Origin of the sequence: Polaribacter sp. (assembly GCF_039939415.1) — a bacterium.
In the GTDB taxonomy this organism is placed as follows: Bacteria; Bacteroidota; Bacteroidia; order Flavobacteriales; family Flavobacteriaceae; genus Polaribacter.
This window is the reverse complement of the sequence record NZ_JBDVJE010000006.1, coordinates 85,988-103,695: the sequence shown is the minus strand read 5'-3', so window position 1 is coordinate 103,695 and position 17,708 is coordinate 85,988. Positions and strand designations below refer to the sequence as shown.

The 17,708-nt window shown below is 29.4% G+C and carries 19 protein-coding genes; 10 read left to right on the top strand and 9 right to left on the bottom strand.

Going from position 1 to position 17,708, the window contains the following annotated elements; translation table 11 throughout:
* Nucleotides 1-97 precede the first annotated feature (97 nt).
* Nucleotides 98-1,183 (top strand): PQQ-dependent sugar dehydrogenase, encoded by a 1,086-nt coding sequence (locus ABJG40_RS00895; RefSeq protein WP_348022689.1) that lies wholly within the window; start codon nucleotides 98-100, stop codon nucleotides 1,181-1,183.
* A 133-nt stretch (nucleotides 1,184-1,316) separates the two neighbouring features.
* Nucleotides 1,317-2,264: a thioredoxin-disulfide reductase gene (gene trxB, locus ABJG40_RS00890; RefSeq protein ID WP_348022688.1), complete on the top strand. Its 948-nt coding sequence runs from the start codon at nucleotides 1,317-1,319 to the stop codon at nucleotides 2,262-2,264.
* Between the two features lie 76 nt (nucleotides 2,265-2,340).
* On the opposite strand, the gene ABJG40_RS00885 is transcribed toward trxB, so the two are convergent.
* The 6 genes from ABJG40_RS00885 to ABJG40_RS00860 all read right to left on the bottom strand — a co-directional run bounded on the left by ABJG40_RS00885 (nucleotide 2,341) and on the right by ABJG40_RS00860 (nucleotide 9,796).
* Nucleotides 2,341-2,787, bottom strand: coding sequence for a KTSC domain-containing protein (locus ABJG40_RS00885; RefSeq protein ID WP_348022687.1), 447 nt, complete (start codon nucleotides 2,785-2,787; stop codon nucleotides 2,341-2,343).
* A gap of 63 nt (nucleotides 2,788-2,850) precedes the next feature.
* A complete protein-coding gene (locus ABJG40_RS00880) occupies nucleotides 2,851-3,666 on the bottom strand; it encodes a 5'-nucleotidase, lipoprotein e(P4) family (protein WP_348022686.1) in 816 nt (271 codons plus the stop codon).
* A 237-nt stretch (nucleotides 3,667-3,903) separates the two neighbouring features.
* Complete coding sequence (locus ABJG40_RS00875) at nucleotides 3,904-5,700, bottom strand: acyl-CoA dehydrogenase family protein (RefSeq protein WP_348022685.1); 1,797 nt, start codon at nucleotides 5,698-5,700, stop codon at nucleotides 3,904-3,906.
* Between the two features lie 24 nt (nucleotides 5,701-5,724).
* A complete protein-coding gene (locus tag ABJG40_RS00870) occupies nucleotides 5,725-6,915 on the bottom strand; it encodes an acetyl-CoA C-acyltransferase (RefSeq protein WP_348022684.1) in 1,191 nt (396 codons plus the stop codon).
* Between the two features lie 4 nt (nucleotides 6,916-6,919).
* Nucleotides 6,920-9,325 (bottom strand): 3-hydroxyacyl-CoA dehydrogenase NAD-binding domain-containing protein, encoded by a 2,406-nt coding sequence (locus ABJG40_RS00865; protein WP_348022683.1) that lies wholly within the window; start codon nucleotides 9,323-9,325, stop codon nucleotides 6,920-6,922.
* A gap of 15 nt (nucleotides 9,326-9,340) precedes the next feature.
* On the bottom strand, nucleotides 9,341-9,796 hold the full coding sequence (locus ABJG40_RS00860) for a MarR family winged helix-turn-helix transcriptional regulator (protein ID WP_348022682.1): 456 nt from the start codon (nucleotides 9,794-9,796) through the stop codon (nucleotides 9,341-9,343).
* Nucleotides 9,797-9,974: 178 nt separating this feature from the next.
* Here ABJG40_RS00860 and ABJG40_RS00855 point away from each other — a divergent pair, with 178 nt between their 5' ends.
* From ABJG40_RS00855 to ABJG40_RS00820, 8 genes are all read left to right on the top strand, one after another.
* Nucleotides 9,975-10,904, top strand: a complete 930-nt coding sequence (locus ABJG40_RS00855; protein ID WP_348022681.1) for an ABC transporter ATP-binding protein — start codon at nucleotides 9,975-9,977, stop codon at nucleotides 10,902-10,904.
* A 4-nt stretch (nucleotides 10,905-10,908) separates the two neighbouring features.
* On the top strand, nucleotides 10,909-12,234 hold the full coding sequence (locus ABJG40_RS00850; RefSeq protein WP_348022680.1) for an ABC transporter permease: 1,326 nt from the start codon (nucleotides 10,909-10,911) through the stop codon (nucleotides 12,232-12,234).
* Nucleotides 12,235-12,240: 6 nt separating this feature from the next.
* Entirely contained in the window at nucleotides 12,241-13,062 is an 822-nt protein-coding gene (locus tag ABJG40_RS00845) for a mechanosensitive ion channel domain-containing protein (protein WP_348022679.1), read from the top strand.
* Nucleotides 13,063-13,068: 6 nt separating this feature from the next.
* Nucleotides 13,069-14,232, top strand: a complete 1,164-nt coding sequence (locus tag ABJG40_RS00840) for a sigma-54 dependent transcriptional regulator (protein WP_348022678.1) — start codon at nucleotides 13,069-13,071, stop codon at nucleotides 14,230-14,232.
* A 6-nt stretch (nucleotides 14,233-14,238) separates the two neighbouring features.
* Nucleotides 14,239-14,580: a VOC family protein gene (locus ABJG40_RS00835; RefSeq protein ID WP_348022677.1), complete on the top strand. Its 342-nt coding sequence runs from the start codon at nucleotides 14,239-14,241 to the stop codon at nucleotides 14,578-14,580.
* 148 nt (nucleotides 14,581-14,728) lie between these two features.
* Nucleotides 14,729-15,370: a peroxiredoxin gene (locus tag ABJG40_RS00830; RefSeq protein WP_348022676.1), complete on the top strand. Its 642-nt coding sequence runs from the start codon at nucleotides 14,729-14,731 to the stop codon at nucleotides 15,368-15,370.
* 68 nt (nucleotides 15,371-15,438) lie between these two features.
* The gene (locus ABJG40_RS00825) at nucleotides 15,439-15,747 is read left to right on the top strand and encodes a thioredoxin family protein (RefSeq protein ID WP_348022675.1); all 309 of its coding nucleotides are present in this window, start codon (nucleotides 15,439-15,441) and stop codon (nucleotides 15,745-15,747) included.
* A 2-nt stretch (nucleotides 15,748-15,749) separates the two neighbouring features.
* Nucleotides 15,750-16,007, top strand: a complete 258-nt coding sequence (locus tag ABJG40_RS00820) for a hypothetical protein (RefSeq protein ID WP_348022674.1) — start codon at nucleotides 15,750-15,752, stop codon at nucleotides 16,005-16,007.
* 50 nt (nucleotides 16,008-16,057) lie between these two features.
* Here the strand turns inward: ABJG40_RS00820 and ABJG40_RS00815 are convergent, their stop codons facing one another.
* Genes ABJG40_RS00815 through ABJG40_RS00805 form a run of 3 tightly spaced genes read right to left on the bottom strand, consistent with a single transcriptional unit; the run spans nucleotide 16,058 to nucleotide 17,696 of the window.
* Nucleotides 16,058-16,828 carry an SGNH/GDSL hydrolase family protein gene (locus ABJG40_RS00815; RefSeq protein ID WP_348022673.1) on the bottom strand — a complete coding sequence of 257 codons (771 nt, stop codon included), beginning with the start codon at nucleotides 16,826-16,828 and terminating at the stop codon, nucleotides 16,058-16,060.
* Between the two features lie 2 nt (nucleotides 16,829-16,830).
* Nucleotides 16,831-16,998 carry a hypothetical protein gene (locus ABJG40_RS00810; RefSeq protein ID WP_348022672.1) on the bottom strand — a complete coding sequence of 56 codons (168 nt, stop codon included), beginning with the start codon at nucleotides 16,996-16,998 and terminating at the stop codon, nucleotides 16,831-16,833.
* Nucleotides 16,999-17,009: 11 nt separating this feature from the next.
* A complete protein-coding gene (locus tag ABJG40_RS00805) occupies nucleotides 17,010-17,696 on the bottom strand; it encodes a GNAT family N-acetyltransferase (protein WP_348022671.1) in 687 nt (228 codons plus the stop codon).
* Nucleotides 17,697-17,708: the final 12 nt, after the last annotated feature.

Genomic DNA, 17,708 nt, shown 5'->3' with positions numbered 1-17,708 from the left:
GCTACGCTACACCCCGAAAATAGTCATTAATTTTAGGACTGCAAATATAGAATAATATTTATATATTGTATAAAATTAATTATTTAATTTCTATAAAATGAAACTAAAATTTTCTTTTTCAATAATTGCTTTTTTTCTTTTTCTTAATTCATTTTCTCAAAGTAAAGAGTATGAGGTAATTGTTAGCGACTTATCAAATCCTTGGGGGTTTACATTTTTACCAGATAATTCCATATTAATTACAGAAAAAGAAGGAAAATTAATACATTTTAAAAATGGAAAAAAAATAGAAATTAGTGGTGTTCCAAAAATATATTTAAGAGGACAAGGTGGTTTTTTAGATATTGAATTGCATCCAAAATATAAAGAAAATGGCTGGATTTATATGACGTATGCTTCATCAGAAGGAAAAGGTAATGGAGGAAATACAGCATTAATGAGAGCTCGTTTAAATGGAACCCAATTGATAAATCAAGAAATATTATACAAAGCAACACCGAACACGACTAGAAGTTATCATTTTGGTTCAAGAATTGCTTTTGATGCTAATAATCATGTGTATTTTAGTATTGGAGATAGAGGTAATAGAGATGTAAATCCGCAAAATATTACTAAAGATGGGGGTAAAATTTATCGGCTTAATGATGATGGTTCTGTACCAAAAGACAATCCTTTTGTAAATGTAAGGAATGCCAAAAAAGCAATTTTTAGTTATGGTCATAGAAACCCACAGGGAATGAAAATTAATCCTTTTACAAATGAGATTTGGTCTCATGAGCATGGTCCAAAAGGTGGAGATGAAATAAATATTATTAAAAAAGGGAAGAATTTTGGATGGCCAAAAGCCAGTTTTGGAGTGAATTACAGTGGAACAAAATTTACAAATAAAACTTCAATTTCAGGTATGGAGAATCCAATTTATTATTGGACACCATCTATAGCGCCAAGTGGTATGGTTTTTATTAATAGTGATAAATATGGAAAATGGAAAGGAAATCTTTTGGTAGGTTCTCTTAAATTTCAATATTTAACAAGGTGTATTTTAAAAGGAAATAAAGTTTTTAAAGAAGTAAAGTTGCTTAAAGATATTGGTAGAGTTCGTTCTGTAGAACAAGGTTTAGATGGCTTTATTTATGTTGGTGTAGAAAACTTTGGGATTGTGAAATTACTGCCAAAAGAATAAAAAAATCATTTTAAAAGTCTTACATAGAAGCAATTTTTTATGCTTATTTTCACATTGTTAAAACTTATAAACAATCATGTTTTTTAGTTGGAAAAAATAATATTTTTGTTCACACATTAATAGAGATACAAAAATGTCAGATACAATAGAAAAAATTAAATGCTTAATTATTGGTTCAGGACCTGCAGGTTATACAGCAGCAATTTATGCAGCTAGAGCAGATATGAAACCTATTATGTATACAGGAATGCAAATGGGAGGACAATTAACAACTACAACCGAAGTTGATAATTTTCCAGGTTATGCAGAAGGTACAGATGGAACAGCAATGATGGAAGACTTAAAAAAGCAAGCAGAACGTTTTGGTACAGAAGTTCGTTTTGGTTTGGTTACAAAAGTAGAATTAAGTGACAAAGTTGGAGGGATTCATAAAGTAATAGTGGATGAAGCTAAAGAAATAGAAGCTGAAACTGTAATTATTTCTACAGGTGCTACAGCTAAGTATTTAGGACTAGAAAGTGAACAACGTTTAATTGGAGGTGGAGTTTCTGCCTGTGCTACTTGTGATGGTTTCTTTTACAAAGGTCAAGATGTAGTTGTTGTTGGTGCAGGAGATACTGCTGCAGAAGAAGCTACATACTTAGCAAATATTTGTAATAAAGTTACTTTATTAGTGCGTAAAGATTATATGAGAGCATCTAAAGCAATGCAACATAGAGTTAATAAAACTGAAAACATTGAAGTTTTATTTAATACTGAAATTGATGAGGTTTTAGGAACGAATGTAGTTGAAGGTGTTAGAGCTATCAATAATAAAACAAAAGAAACTATAGATATTTCCGTAACAGGTGTTTTTATTGCTATTGGTCATAAACCCAATTCAGATTTATTTAAAGGAATGTTAGATATGGATGAAACGGGGTATTTAATAACTAAAGGAAAGTCTACTAAAACTAATTTACCTGGAGTTTTTGCTGCAGGAGATATTCAAGATAAAGAGTATAGACAAGCCGTAACTGCTGCAGGTACAGGTTGTATGGCAGCATTAGATGCAGAAAGATATTTAGGAGCTTTAGAATAAAATAATAAGTTATATTAAAAAAAAAAAGAGATTATTAATTAATAATCTCTTTTTTTATGAATAGCAATTTGCTTTCTTAAATTTCTACTGAAGCCTTCATAGATTTTCTATAAGTAAAAGAATTAAAAATATTTCTTTTACCAAAATTATTCATAGATCTGGCATTTATGAATTTACCAAAAAGTATTTTACTTACTCCAAAATATTCATATTTATTACCGTCTGTAAAAGTAACTTCTAATAACATACCTTTATGATACCAGTCTGCAATTTGAAATTCTGTAATAGTAGTTTTATAGGCTTCTAAGTTTGCTTCTTTAGTTTCTGGAGCAATACTTACTAAAAAATGATATCCATCTATAATTTTAGTACTCATAATATCAGCTTCCTCTTTTTTAGTTTCATCTTGAAACTTATCTGGATGCCATTCTTTGACTAATCCTCTGTAAGATTTTTTTAAATCTTTCAAATTAATAGGACCCTCTACTTTAAAAAGTTTTTTATATTCTTTTATACGCTTCATTATCAGCTGATTTTTAAAATGCGTGCAAAAGTATTGATATTAAATGAATTATAGGGTATATGTTTAATAAGAAGTTATTTTTTTACGTCTAATAGAATCTTTTTGAACTGTAGACCAATCATATTTTCCCTCAAAAATACCTTTGGTTTCCCAATCTCCATATATAGGGTTTGGAAAAACGATAAACTTTTCACCAAATAATGTTCTTAAACTATCAACGCTTTTATTTCTTTGAGATGTAGATTGGTTTTCGAATACGGATGCAAAGTCAGTTAAATTATCACCAAGAAAGAGCACTATTTCATGTGTTTCTTTTACTAGGTTTCTTCTTGTTTCTTTTTCGCTACTAGTATTTTTTAAAAGTACATGTGATCTATCAGCAAAAGGAAAATCATGTGTTTTTAAATTTTTAATTGTTTCATTTAACTGATTAGTAGATCTATTTGATATATAAAAAATAACAACGTTCTTACTCTCTGCATACTTAAAAAAAGACAAAGCACCTGCAATTGAATTTGCTTTTTCTTTTTTTACCCATTCTGTCCATCTTTTTGAATTATAATTTTCATTTAATTCAATTTGTTTTCCACTATAAGGGCTGTTATCTAAAACTGTTTCATCTATATCTGTAACAATAGCAATTGGTTTATTAAATTGGTTATCAGCAAGAATTTTATCTAATTGAATTTTAGCTAAATTATAAGCCTGATATGTTAAGGCTCTATATTCTGCCGCATTTTGTTGCCATAAAAGAGCTTGAATTGTGTGTTTTCTTTTAGAAGTTTCTTTAAAAGAATCTTGTTTTTTATAATTTATTTGCGATTTACACCCTATGAATAAAAATAGTATAGAAAATGTAATTATAAGTGTTTTTTTCATCTTTTAAATTTTATACACAATAATAAAAATATTTTATTAGATTTTTCATGTTATAAGTCAGAAATAAAAAGTTAAATAATAAAAAAAACCATCATTTTCATAATGGTTTTTTAACAAACAACTAACTATAAATTAAAACATTAATGTTTTAATTTAACTTTATTTTTTTTGATAGCCAGTTGAGTTTGCATCAGAATATAAAAAATCAACAAACTCAATTTGACATCAAGAGTATTATTAAAAACAGTATTTATTTTCTGCTTTAACTTTTTCTGCTATTTCGTTACGTAAATCTACTATATCTGGGTAATTTGTATATTTAGTATAACGTTTTAATCCCATTAACATCATACGTTGTTCATCACCTTCAGCAAAAGAAATAATACTTTCTTTTCCTTTTTCTTCAATGATGTCAACTGCATGGTATAAATACAATTTAGACATTGCTATTTGAACAGATTGAGCTTTTTCACCAAAACGTTTTGCATTTTTCTCAGTTCTTAAAATTGCAGATTCTGCCATGTAAATCTCAATTAAAATATCTGAAGCAGCAATTAATAATTGTTGATGTTTTTCAATCTCTGGACCGTATTTTTGCAATGCAGCCCCTGCAACCATTAAAAATGTCTTTTTTAATTTAGCAATCATTACTTTTTCTTCTGAAAATAATTCGGAAAAATCAGGCGTTTCAAAAGAAGGAATACCCATAAGGCTTTCTGCAACTTCTGTTGCAGGTCCTAATAAATCAACATGACCCTTCATCGCTTTTTTAATCAACATTCCAACTGAAAGCATTCTATTGATTTCATTTGTACCTTCATAAATACGAGCAATTCTAGCATCTCTCCAAGCAGATTCCATTGGTGTTTCTTCAGAGAATCCCATTCCTCCAAAAATTTGAATACCTTCATCAGCACAATTTTGTACATCTTCAGAAACAGCTACTTTTAAAATAGAACATTCTATAGCATATTCTTCAACACCTTTTAATTCTGCTTCTTGATGTGTATTTCCTGCTTCTACTCTAAGAGCAATTCTATCTTCAATGTTTTTTGCAGCTCTATAAGAAGCAGATTCGCCTACATAAGTGTTGGTAGCCATTTCTGCTAACTTTACTTTAATTGCTCCAAAATTTGAAATAGGAGTTTTGAATTGTTTACGCTCATTTGCATAATTAACTGCATGAGATACAATTCTACGTTGAGAATCTAAACAAGCTGCAGCTAATTTAATACGTCCAACATTTAATGCATTCATAGCTATTTTAAATCCTTCACCTCTATCAGCTAACATATTTTCTACAGGAACAATAGTGTCATTAAAAAACACTTGTCTTGTAGATGATGCTCTAATTCCTAATTTATGTTCTTCTTCTCCTAAAGTAATTCCATTAGGATTTTCTTTGTCATATTCTACAATGAATCCAGTAATATTTTTATCATTTTCTAAACGTGCAAATACTATCATTAAACGACAAAAACCTGCGTTTGAAATCCACATTTTTTGACCATTAATTTTATAAGATTTTCCATCAGCAGATAATTCTGCGGTAGTTTTTCCTGAATTTGCATCAGAACCAGCACCTGGTTCTGTTAAACAATATGCACCAAACCACTCACCAGTTGCTAATTTTGGTACATATTTTTGTTTTTGTTCTTCAGTTCCATATAATGTAATTGGCATAGTACCAATACCTGTATGTGCACCAAAAGCAGTACTAAAAGAACCTGTTCCACTAGAAATATAATCACAAGTTAAAAGTGTAGAAACAAACCCCATTCCTAATCCTCCATAAGCCTCAGGAACAGCAACTCCTAAAAATCCTAGTTCACCAGCTTTACGCATGGTTTCTTCTGTAAGAGCATAATCTTTTGCTTCAAAACGAGCTTTGTGTGGTATGATTTCTCTATCATTAAATTCCATCACTGCTTCTTTCATCATTTGTTGTTCTTCAGAAAAATCTTCTGGAGTAAAAACGTCTTCACAGTTAGTTTCTTTTACAAGGAATTGTCCACCTCTTAATAAATCTGCCATTTTTTTTGATTTTTAATTTTGTTATTAACTTAAGAATTCGAAAACACCTGCAGCACCTTGACCTGTTCCTACACACATTGTTACCATTCCGTATTTGTTTTTCATAGTTCGTTTACGCATTTCATTAAATAATTGCACAGATAATTTTGCTCCTGTACAACCTAAGGGATGACCTAATGCAATGGCTCCTCCATTTACATTTACTATTTCCTGATTTAAATCTAACTCACGTATCACTGCTAAAGATTGAGAAGCAAAAGCTTCATTCAATTCAATTAAATCGATATCGTTTTGTTGCAATCCTGCTTGTTTTAAAACCTTTGGTATTGCAGCAACAGGGCCAATTCCCATAATTCTTGGTTCTACACCAGCTGCAGCATAATTTACTACTCTTGCAATTGGTTCAAGATTTAATTCTTTCACCATTTCCTCACTCATTACCATAACAAAAGCTGCACCATCACTCATTTGTGATGAGTTACCTGCAGTTACACTTCCACCCGCTGCAAAAACAGGCCTTAATTTATTTAAAACTGTAGTAGAAGTTCCTTTTCTAGGACCTTCATCTTTCTTTACTGTATATTTTTTTGTTGCTTTTTTTCCGTTTTCATCTAGATACGTTTGTTCAACTTCAATAGGAACGATTTGATCTTGAAAACGATTTTCTGCTTGTGCTTTTAAAGCTTTCATATGAGAATTAAATGCAAATTCATCTTGGTCTTCTCTAGATATTTTAAATTGATTTGCTACTGCTTCTGCAGTATTTCCCATTCCCCAATAATAATCTGCGTGTCCAGATTTTATAGTATCGTAATTTAATTCTGGTTTAAAACCTGTCATTGGTACAGAACTCATGCTCTCTGCTCCACCTGCAATAATACAACTTGCCATTCCTGCTTGAATTTTAGCAGCAGCCATTGCAATTGTTTCTAATCCTGAAGAACAAAAACGATTTACAGTTACACCAGGTACATCCACAGAATTTAATCCTATTAAAGAAATAAAACGTGCCATATTTAACCCTTGAGAACCTTCTGGCATTGCGTTACCAACAATTACATCATCTATACGTTTTACGTCTAAATTTGGTAATTCTTTCATCATGTGTTGGATTGTTTCAGCACCCAACTCATCTGCACGTTTAAAGCGAAAAACACCTTTTGGAGCTTTTGCAACTGCAGTTCTATATGCTTTTACTATATATGCTGTTTTCATAATTTTAGTTTCTTAAAGGTTTACCAGTTTTTAACATGTGTTGAATTCTTTCTAACGTTTTACGCTCTGTACAAAGAGATAAAAACGCTTCTCTTTCAATATCTAATAAATACTGTTCTGTTACCAATGTTGGTTCAGATAAATCTCCTCCAGCCATTACATAAGCTAACTTATTGGCTATTTTTTGATCGTGTTCACTAATGTATTTAGAATGTTCCATAGAATCTGTTCCTACTAAGAACATACCTAAAGCTTGTTTTCCTAAAACTCTAACATCTTTACGTTTTACTGGTTGCGTATAACCACTTTCTGCCATTAATTTTGCATGTGCTTTAGCGGTAGCAATTTGTCTGTCTTTATTTACTGCAACAACATCTTTTCCTTTTTGAAGTAATCCTAAATCGAAAGCTTCATAAGCAGAAGTAGATACTTTTGCCATACCAATGGTTAAGAAGTTTTCTTGTAAAATGTTTAACTCAACATCTCCTTTATGAAAAGAATCTGAAGCTCTTAAAGCCATTTCTTTAGAACCACCTCCACCAGGAATTACACCAACTCCAAATTCTACTAATCCCATATAGGTTTCTGCAGCAGCTACTACTTTATCTGCATGTAAAGAAATTTCACAACCACCACCTAAAGCCATTCCATGAGGAGCAGAAATTGTAGGGATTGAAGAATAACGCATACGCATCATTGTATCTTGAAAATATTTAATGGCATAATTTAATTCATCATATTCTTGCTCTACAGCCATCATAAAAATCATACCAATATTTGCTCCAACAGAGAAATTTGCAGCTTGATTTCCAATAATTAAACCTTGATGATTTTTCTCTGCTAAATCAATTGCTTTGTTAACGCCTGCTAAAACATCACCACCAATTGTATTCATTTTAGATTGGAATTCTAAATTTAAAATTCCATCTCCAATATCTTCAATTACCACACCAGAGTTTTTCCAAACTTGGTTTGATTTTCTAATGTTATCTAAAATGATAAAAGCTTCTTGACCCGGTTTTTTAGTTTGAGATTTAGAAGGAATGTCATAAAAATTAGTTGCTCCTTCTTTTACTGAATAAAAAGAAGTTACACCAGCAGCTAACATTTCTGTTACCCAAGTTGCAGGTTCTGCTCCTTCAGCTTTCATTAATTCGATTCCTTTTTCTACACCAATTGCATCCCAAATTTCAAAAGGACCATTTTCCCAACCAAAACCAGCTTTCATAGCATCATCAATCTTATAAAGCTCATCAGAAATTTCTGGAATTCTATTTTGAACATACGCAAACATTGCAGCAAAGTTCTTTCTATAAAATTCACCAGCTTTATCTTTTCCGCTAACTAAAATCTTGAATCTATCAATTGGCTTATCAATCGTTTTCGTAAGTTCTAATGTTGCAAATTTTGCACGTTTTTTAGAACGATATTCTAAAGTGTCTAAATCTAGTGTTAGAATTTCAGTTTTACCATCAGCATTTTTAGTTTTTTTATAAAAACCTTGTCCAGTTTTGCTTCCTAGCCATTTGTTTTCCATCATTTTGTCGATGAAATCAGGGAGTTTAAACAATTCATGAGCTTCATCGTTAGGACAATTTTCATAAATTCCGTTAGCAACATGTACCAACGTATCTAAACCAACAACATCTACAGTTCTAAAAGTAGCAGATTTTGGACGACCAATTACAGGTCCTGTTAATTTATCTACTTCTTCAACAGTTAACCCTAATTCTTTTACTTGATGGAACAGCGATTGGATTCCGAAGATTCCAATCCTGTTTCCAATGAAAGCGGGGGTGTCTTTTGCTAAAACCGAAGTTTTTCCTAAAAATTTTTCTCCATACATCATTAAGAAGTCTGTAACTTCTTGTTTACAATCTGGACCAGGAACAACTTCAAAAAGTTTTAAATATCTTGGAGGATTAAAAAAGTGTGTAACCGCAAAATGCTTTTGGAAATCTTCACTTCTTCCTTCGTTCATAAATTTGATAGGAATACCAGAAGTATTTGAAGAAATTATAGTTCCTGGTGTTCTGTGTTTTTCTAGTTTATCAAAAACATTTTTTTTGATATCTAGTCTTTCTACAACAACTTCCATAATCCAATCTACATCAGCAACCTTTGCAATATCATCATCTAGATTACCAGTGGTAATTCTATTTGCAAATTTTTGATTATATATAGGAGATGGCTTGGATTTTAGGGAAGCTTTTAATGCGTCATTTACTAAACGATTTCTTACAACTTTGTCTTCTAACGTAAATCCTTTAGCTTTTTCTTTGTCGTTTAATTCTCTTGGAACTATGTCCAACAAAAGAACTTCAACGCCAATGTTTGCGAAATGACATGCAATTCCACTTCCCATAATTCCAGAGCCAACTATTGCTACTTTTTTAATTCTTCTAGTCATTAGTCTAATTTGTTATTAATGCTTGTTGTTGATATTGTTATAAATATCTCTGTCAGCAATAAGTTTATTAATTGTTGAGGTAACTTTAAAAAAACCTTCCAAATCTTTCTCGGAAATATGTTCTCTTATTGTTTCATTAAACTGAATAACGTGACCTCTAGAAATTTTACGCATTTCTTTTCCGTAATCAGTTAATCTAATGATAACACTTCTACCATCATCAGGGTTTTTCTCTCTGCAAATTGCGCCTTTATTTTCCATTGTTTTCAATATTCTAGAAAGACTTGTAGGTTCCATTCCCATAAGTGGACCTAATGCAGTAGAAGGAGTACCATTTACTTTGTCAATATTTAAAAGAACAAATGCAGTTGCCATTGTACTGTTATGATGAACAGCCTGTTCATTATACATTTTTGCAACGGCTTGCCATGTTGCTCTAAGCTCATGATCTATAGATTTGTGTTTCTCCATTTTGTCAAATATATAAAAATATATTATGCATGCATAGTAAATTACAAAAAAGTTATGCATGCATAGTAAAATTTAACAATAATTTAGATGTAACGTTTTTTAAGATTTAAATACTAATACTTAGAAAATATGTAAGTTTGTAAGAGTTGAAGCTTTCAGAATAAAATAATAACAATCAATGAAAAATTTATTAGAAATTAACAATGTTGTAAAAAAATATGGAGATTTTACAGCGTTGAATGATGTTTCACTTCATATTCCCAAAGGAAGTGTTTTTGGTCTATTGGGTCCTAATGGTGCAGGGAAAACGTCATTAATTAGAATTATTAATCAAATTACAATGCCAGATAGTGGCTCTATTATTTTAGATGGAGAAGTTTTAGCTCCACATCACATAGCACATATTGGTTATTTGCCAGAAGAAAGAGGTTTGTATAAATCTATGAAAGTAGGAGAGCAAGCTTTGTATTTAGCACAATTAAAAGGTTTGAGTAAATCTGATGCGAAAAAAAGATTAAAATATTGGTTCGAAAAATTTGATATCTCAGCATGGTGGAATAAAAAAATTGAAGAACTTTCTAAAGGAATGGCGCAAAAAGTACAGTTTATAGTTACAGTGATGCACAACCCTAAATTATTAATTTTTGATGAACCTTTTTCTGGGTTCGATCCAATTAATGCACAATTAATTGCAAAAGAAATTTTACAATTAAGAGATGAAGGAGCAACTATTATTTTTTCTACACATAGAATGGAATCTGTAGAAGAAATGTGTGATGAAATTGCTTTAATAGACAAATCTAACAAAATATTAGATGGAAAGTTAGCTGATATTAAACGTGAATTTAGAACGAATACTTATCAAGTTGGATTGAAAACAAGCAATGTGTCAGAAGTAAAAAACACCTTAAAGGAAAGTTTTGAAGTGCTTCCAGCAGATTTTAAATTATTGAATGATAGTTTAACTATGAATGTGAAGTTAACACAAGGGAATTCATCAAATGATTTATTATCATTTTTAACTAGTAGAGGAGAAGTACAACATTTTGTTGAAATTATACCTAGTGCAAATGATATTTTTATTAAGGCAGTAAATAAAAACAGTTAATAAAATGAGCAAGTTAAAACTAATTGTACAGAGAGAGTTTATTGCAAAGGTTCGTAATAAATCATTTATTATAATGACTTTTTTAAGTCCTTTACTAATGGTTGGTATGGGAGCTTTGGTTTATTTTTTAATGCAAAAGAATGATGAGAAAATAAAGAAGATAGTTTATGTAGATGAATCTGGGTTGTTTTCTAAAGACGATTTTAAAGATTCTAAAACAATACTTTATACAGATTATACTGCTTTAGGAATTAAAGAAACTAAGAAAAAGGTTGAAGAAGGTAATTATTATGGGGCGTTATTTATACCAAAACAAGATAGTTTAGAATTATTAGCAAAGTCTATCGAATTTTATTCGAAAGATTCTCCAGGAATGTCTGTAATGAGTGCTTTAGAAAATAAAATTGAAAGTAAAATTAGAAATGAAAAGCTTACTAATTTTGGTATTGATTTAGAAAAAATAAAAGCATCTAAAATTAATACAGATATTAAAATGTTTAATTTTTCAGGTGAAGAATCATCCAAATTAATTAATGGTTTAAAAATTGGAGTAGGAGCAATTGCAGGTTATTTTTTAATGATGTTTGTAATGGTTTACGGTACTTCTGTAATGAGAAGCGTTATAGAAGAAAAAACGAGCAGAATTATAGAAGTAATAGTATCTTCTGTAAAACCTTTTCAATTAATGTTAGGTAAAATTTTAGGAAATGCTTCTGCTGGTTTGCTGCAATTTTTTATTTGGGGAGTTATTCTTTTTGTTTTAATGACGGTAGCATCATCTATATTTGGTGTAGATGTTGTAGAAATGCAAACAGCAAAGGTTCCTGCAGAACAAATGGAAGCTGTAAAACAAGCAACAGAAGGAGATAAAGGACAAATAATTATTCAAGAAATATTAAAATTACCAATATTAAAAATGTTTGTTCTTTTTATATTTTACTTTTTAGGAGGTTATATGTTATATAGTTCTCTTTTTGCTGCAGTTGGTGCAGCAGTAGATAATGAAACAGATACACAGCAATTTATGTTACCAATTATGTTACCATTAATTTTAGGGGTTTATGTTGGTTTTGCAACAGTCATAAATGATCCTCATGGTTCTATTGCGGTCTTGTTTTCACACATTCCTTTTACAAGTCCTATTGTAATGTTAATGAGAGTTCCTTTTGGAGTTTCTTGGTACGAGTTAGCAATTTCTATGGCATTATTATTGGTTACATTTGTCTTTATGGTTTGGTTGGCTGCTAAAATTTATAGAGTAGGAATCTTAATGTATGGTAAAAAACCAACCTATAAAGATTTGTATAAATGGTTAAAATATAAAGGGTAAAATTGAATGGAAAAAATAAATCAGTTTCTCGATTTTTCAATAATACGTACAAGTAATATCAATATTGATGTAAAAACAATACTGTTTGTAATTATCGTTTTTATTTTAACAGGTCAGCTTTTAAAGTTGATAAAAAAAATTGTAAATAGAAAACTACATGATGAAGATAAAGATAAGTTTAAAGCCGTATATTCTTTTATAAAATACTTTGTATATGTAATTGTTTTAGTAATTGCTCTAGAATCATCAGGAGTAAATGTTAGTGTTTTATTAGCTGGTTCAGCTGCATTATTGGTAGGTATTGGTTTGGGTTTACAAACCTTGTTTCAAGATATAATGTCTGGTATTTTTATTTTAATTGATAAATCTCTGCATGTAAATGATATTATAGAAATTGAAGGTAAAGTTGGTAAAGTAGAAGAAATAAGATTAAGAACAACAAGAGCAGTTACTATTGATGATAAAGTTTTGGTAATACCAAATCATAAGTTTTTAACAAATAGTTTGTTTAATTGGACTCAAAACGGAACCCAAACTACAGAAGCTGTAGAAGTAGGTGTCGCTTATGGATCAGATATAGAGTTAGTTAAAAATATATTAATCGAAGTTGCAAAAGCGCATCCAAAGGTTTTAAAAAACATCTCTCCTAGAGTTTTATTTACTGATTTTGCTGATAGTGCTTTGCAGTTTAAATTACTATTTGTTATCAATAATAGTTATGAGCATTTAACGATTAAAAGTGATTTACGCTTTGCAATCGATAAAAAGTTTAGAGAAAACAATGTTACAATTCCATTTCCACAAAGAGATATACACCTTATAAAATAAAAAAATATGCCAAAAATTTTAATAATAGAAGATGAAGCTGCCATTAGAAGGGTATTGACCAAAATCATTTCAGAAGAAAATGAAACCTATAATGTAGAAGAAGCAGAAGATGGTTTGTTGGGTATTGAAATGATAAAAAATTACGATTACGATTTGGTTTTATGTGATATTAAAATGCCAAAAATGGATGGTGTTGAAGTATTACAAAAAGCAAAAAAAATAAAACCAGAAGTACCAATTGTTATGATTTCTGGTCACGGAGATTTAGACACAGCTGTTAATACAATGCGTTTAGGAGCTTTTGATTATATTTCTAAACCACCAGATTTAAACAGACTTTTAAATACAGTTAGAAATGCATTAGATACAAAAACTCTAATTGTTGAAAATAAACGTCTAAAGAAAAAAGTAAGTAAAAATTACCAAATGATTGGTGAAAGCGATGCAATTACTTATATTAAAGATATTATAGAAAAAGTTGCAGCCACAGATGCAAGAGTTTTAATAACAGGACCAAATGGAACAGGTAAAGAATTAGTTGCACATTGGCTGCATGAAAAATCTGATAGAGTAAAAGCACCAATGATTGAAGTAAACTGTGCTGCTATTCCTTCAGAATTAATAGAAAGCGAATTGTTTGGGCACGTAAAAGGTTCTTTTACAGGTGCAAATAAAGATAGAGCAGGTAAGTTTGAAGCAGCAAATGGAGGAACCATTTTCTTAGATGAAATAGGAGATATGAGTTTGTCTGCACAAGCAAAAGTTTTACGTGCTTTGCAAGAAAGTAGAATTTCTAGGGTAGGTTCTGATAAGAATATAAAAGTAAATGTAAGAGTTGTAGCAGCAACTAATAAAAACCTAAAGGAAGAAATTGCAGAAGGCAGGTTTAGAGAAGATTTGTATCATAGATTAGCAGTTATTTTAATTAAAGTTCCTGCTTTAAATGATAGAAGAGAAGATATACCTTTATTGGTAGATTTTTTTACAACAAAAATTTCTGAAGAACAAGGAACTCCCAAAAAACAATTTTCAGATTCAGCAATTAAATTATTACAAGAATATGACTGGACAGGAAATATTCGTGAATTACGTAATGTTGTAGAGCGTTTAATTATTTTGGGCGAAAAAGAGGTTTCTGCAAATGATATTAAATTATTTGCAAGTAAATAGATTGTAATGCAAAATAATTGTATAAATTATGTAGAATTTAAATCTACCAATATTAAAGAAACTAAAAAATTTTACACAAACATCTTTTCTTGGAAATTTACAGATTATGGAAAAAATTATATAGCTTTTTCAGAAAGTGGATTAGATGGAGGTTTTGAGTATACAGAAGTACCAATTATAAATGGTGCATTAGTTGTTTTATATTCAGATGATTTAAAGAAAATTCAAGATAAAATTATTTTTTATGGAGGAAATATATCAAAAGAAATTTTTGAATTTCCTGGAGGAAAACGTTTTCACTTTTTAGACCCATCTGGAAATGAACTAGCAATTTGGTCTTTAAAATAAATATTTATTATAGTTTTTTATGTTAGGTATAAATAAAATTGATTAAAATATAAATACTTACCATTAACTTTTTTCTTTTTTATTTTATTCCATAACTATCTTTGTACAAGAAATAAGAACAGAATATTAATTATATAAAATTTAAAAAATGGCAACAGCAGTTGGAAAAAAATTCCCAGATTTAAATGTAGACGCAATGAATGAAATGGGTGATACATTTAAAGTAAATGTATTAGAAGAAGCAGTAAATAATAAAAAGAAAGTACTGTTGTTTTGGTACCCAAAAGATTTTACATTTGTTTGTCCAACAGAATTACATGCTTTTCAAGCTGCTTTAGGAGAGTTTGAAAAAAGAAATACAATTGTAATTGGTGCTTCTTGTGATACTCCAGAAGTTCATTTTGCTTGGTTAAGTCAAGCTAAAGAAAATGGAGGAATTGAAGGTGTAACTTACCCGTTATTAGCAGATAGTAATAGAAACTTATCATCAATATTAGGTATTTTAGATATTACTAATGAGACTTTTGATGAAGCTACTCAAACAATTCAAGTAGAAGGAGATAATGTTACTTATAGAGCAACATATATTATAGATGAAGATGGTATTGTACAACACGAAAGTATTAATAACATGCCATTAGGAAGAAATGTTGGAGAATATTTACGTTTAGTAGATGCTTTAACGCATGTACAAGAAAAAGGTGAGGTTTGTCCTGCAAACTGGGAAGAAGGTAAAGATGCAATGTCTGCAAATGCAAAAGGTACTGCAGAATATTTAGCTTCTCACTAAAAATTAATTACAAATTATGAATTACCGGTTTTAAATCTGTAATTCATAATTTTAAATTTATAATTATTATGATACAAGAATTAAGTCAAGATAATTTATCAAATATAATTTCAGACAATAAAAAAGTAGTTGTCCAATATGCAGCAACTTGGTGTGGTAACTGTAGAATTATGAAACCTAAGTTTAAAAAACTTTCTTCAGAAAATGAACAGATGGTATTTGTTATAGCAGATGCAGAAAAATTTCCTGAAAGCAGAAAATTGGCAGATGTTAGTAATTTACCAACTTTTGCAACTTTCGTTGATGGTAAATTTGTAAATCAAACACAAACTAATAAGTTTGATGTATTAAAAGATTTAGTAAACGAAGTTATTTAATTATGAAACTACCTGTAATAAAACATTTAACAAATTTTATCGAAGAAAACGATCAGGATTATGTTTTAGAAACTATAGAAACATTAGAAGCATTAACAGAGGTTCCTTCTTTAAAAGATGAAGAATTAGATGTTATTGGAGAGTTAATTTCTAATCTATATGGTGCTGTAGAAGTAGATAAAATGATTAAAGAAGGTACGTCCAAAAAAGAAGCATTAAACTCTTTTATGAAACGTGTTTTAGGTTCAATAGATCAATAAGTAATTACTTGCTTCAATATTTAATCCTGAGTTTTTAAACTCAGGATTTTTTATTTTTTAAAATTTTTATCAATAAAACTAGCCGTTTCTTTTGCCCAAATTTTATATGTTAATTGAGAAGGATGAACACCATCACTAAAATATAATTGAGTATTATTAGTATCTAAAGAATGTTTTTTACTCCATTTTTTTAAGGTGATTATTTCATTATGATAAAATACATTTTCTTTGTTTTTTATAAGGATATGTAGCTCTTTTCCTAAAATTTCTACTAAATTTCCAATTACAAATTTTATGCTTTTTGTAAAGGCAGGAAACTCTTTAATAGGGGGCATATTTGTAAAAAATATTGGAGTATTAGGATGTTTATTTTGAATTAAATTTATAAGTTTTTCAATATCTGAAATCCATTTTTTAGGAGAGTTTAATGTAAAAGCATCATTACCACCCATACCAATTATGATAATATCAATAGAAGACTCTTTAATTTTTGGGATGATTTTTTTAGAAACTAATTTTACTGTATAACCACTTTTAGCATAAACTTTCCAAGTGATATTAGTTGCTAATTTTTTTGAAAGTGAATTGGCTAAAATACCTGTAAATCCATTTTTATGATAATCAACACCAACACCTGCTATTGTACTTTCTCCAATCGTTATTATGTTTAAGGTCTTATCAGATCTTACATTTACATAGCCTTTTGGTTCTTTTGCTTCTGGTAAAGTTGGAGTATTTTTACGAATACTTTTTCCTTGAAAGTAAAGAAGAGGTAAAAGAGGAAATGAAATTAGTTTTCCAAAAGTATATTTCAAACTCATAATTAACTTTTGTTTACTTTTTGTTCGTTTGCTTTTTTTATTATGGCTTTTAACCTTTCTTTATTTAATTGTTTTTCTAACTTTACTTTATTAATTTTTCTATTCATTAATTTAGTATGCTTAGCTTTGTTTGCGGTATTTTTTGCTTTTCCTTTTCCCTTTTTTGACATCTTAATACATTTTATTTTCTACAGAAAAACCACCAATTCATATCTCTTGTTAATTTATAACCTAATTTTTCATAAAGAGGAATAGCTTTATTCCCTTTATTTGTATGTAAAATAGGAAGTTTATTCTCTTTTAATATTTCTTTTGTATTGTGTGTAATTAACTGTTTTGCATATCCTTTTTTTGTGTATTCTGGATGTGTAACCACAGAACTAACTTCAATAAAATCATCTGTTTGCATTCTTTGTCCAGAAATAGCAACTAATTTATTGTCTTTAAATATCCCATAGAAATTACCCATTTCAAAACCTTTTTTTTGATAAAACCCAGGCATAACTAACCAAATTAAATCGTAAATTTCATCGATATTTTCTTTTGTTAATAAAACAATTTTTTCAGTTATAACTACTTCATTTAAATTATCTAAAACGAATTGACAACCATTAATTTTTTTTTGAAGTACAACATTTTTATTGTCAATTATTGGAGTTTGGTTTTCTGTAACTAAAAAGAATTTTTCTGTTATTTTAGAATACTTGTTTAGAGCTTCTGCTGTTTTTGTGTTATCAAAAAAAGCACCAAAATTATTAACTTCTGGGTTGTAAAATTGTATTCCATTAATTTCAATAGCAAACTTTTGATGTGTCTCTTTTAAAGAAAACCAAACAGGGTTTTTTAATTTTTCTTCTAAATTTTTCATTGAAATAAATTT

Bases quoted from the DNA above. Each gene is read 5' to 3' on its own strand.
- ABJG40_RS00895 (WP_348022689.1), top strand. From the start codon at position 98: ATGAAACTAAAATTTTCTTTTTCAATAATTGCTTTTTTTCTTTTTCTT.
- ABJG40_RS00880 (WP_348022686.1), bottom strand. From the start codon at position 3,666: ATGAAAAAAACACTTATAATTACATTTTCTATACTATTTTTATTCATA.
- ABJG40_RS00850 (WP_348022680.1), top strand. From the start codon at position 10,909: ATGAGCAAGTTAAAACTAATTGTACAGAGAGAGTTTATTGCAAAGGTT.
- ABJG40_RS00835 (WP_348022677.1), top strand. From the start codon at position 14,239: ATGCAAAATAATTGTATAAATTATGTAGAATTTAAATCTACCAATATT.
- ABJG40_RS00810 (WP_348022672.1), bottom strand. From the start codon at position 16,998: ATGTCAAAAAAGGGAAAAGGAAAAGCAAAAAATACCGCAAACAAAGCT.
- ABJG40_RS00865 (WP_348022683.1), bottom strand. From the start codon at position 9,325: ATGACTAGAAGAATTAAAAAAGTAGCAATAGTTGGCTCTGGAATTATG.
- ABJG40_RS00855 (WP_348022681.1), top strand. From the start codon at position 9,975: ATGAAAAATTTATTAGAAATTAACAATGTTGTAAAAAAATATGGAGAT.
- ABJG40_RS00830 (WP_348022676.1), top strand. From the start codon at position 14,729: ATGGCAACAGCAGTTGGAAAAAAATTCCCAGATTTAAATGTAGACGCA.
- ABJG40_RS00860 (WP_348022682.1), bottom strand. From the start codon at position 9,796: ATGGAGAAACACAAATCTATAGATCATGAGCTTAGAGCAACATGGCAA.
- ABJG40_RS00885 (WP_348022687.1), bottom strand. From the start codon at position 2,787: ATGAAGCGTATAAAAGAATATAAAAAACTTTTTAAAGTAGAGGGTCCT.
- ABJG40_RS00820 (WP_348022674.1), top strand. From the start codon at position 15,750: ATGAAACTACCTGTAATAAAACATTTAACAAATTTTATCGAAGAAAAC.
- ABJG40_RS00845 (WP_348022679.1), top strand. From the start codon at position 12,241: ATGGAAAAAATAAATCAGTTTCTCGATTTTTCAATAATACGTACAAGT.
- ABJG40_RS00805 (WP_348022671.1), bottom strand. From the start codon at position 17,696: ATGAAAAATTTAGAAGAAAAATTAAAAAACCCTGTTTGGTTTTCTTTA.
- ABJG40_RS00875 (WP_348022685.1), bottom strand. From the start codon at position 5,700: ATGGCAGATTTATTAAGAGGTGGACAATTCCTTGTAAAAGAAACTAAC.
- ABJG40_RS00840 (WP_348022678.1), top strand. From the start codon at position 13,069: ATGCCAAAAATTTTAATAATAGAAGATGAAGCTGCCATTAGAAGGGTA.
- ABJG40_RS00825 (WP_348022675.1), top strand. From the start codon at position 15,439: ATGATACAAGAATTAAGTCAAGATAATTTATCAAATATAATTTCAGAC.
- trxB (WP_348022688.1), top strand. From the start codon at position 1,317: ATGTCAGATACAATAGAAAAAATTAAATGCTTAATTATTGGTTCAGGA.
- ABJG40_RS00870 (WP_348022684.1), bottom strand. From the start codon at position 6,915: ATGAAAACAGCATATATAGTAAAAGCATATAGAACTGCAGTTGCAAAA.
- ABJG40_RS00815 (WP_348022673.1), bottom strand. From the start codon at position 16,828: ATGAGTTTGAAATATACTTTTGGAAAACTAATTTCATTTCCTCTTTTA.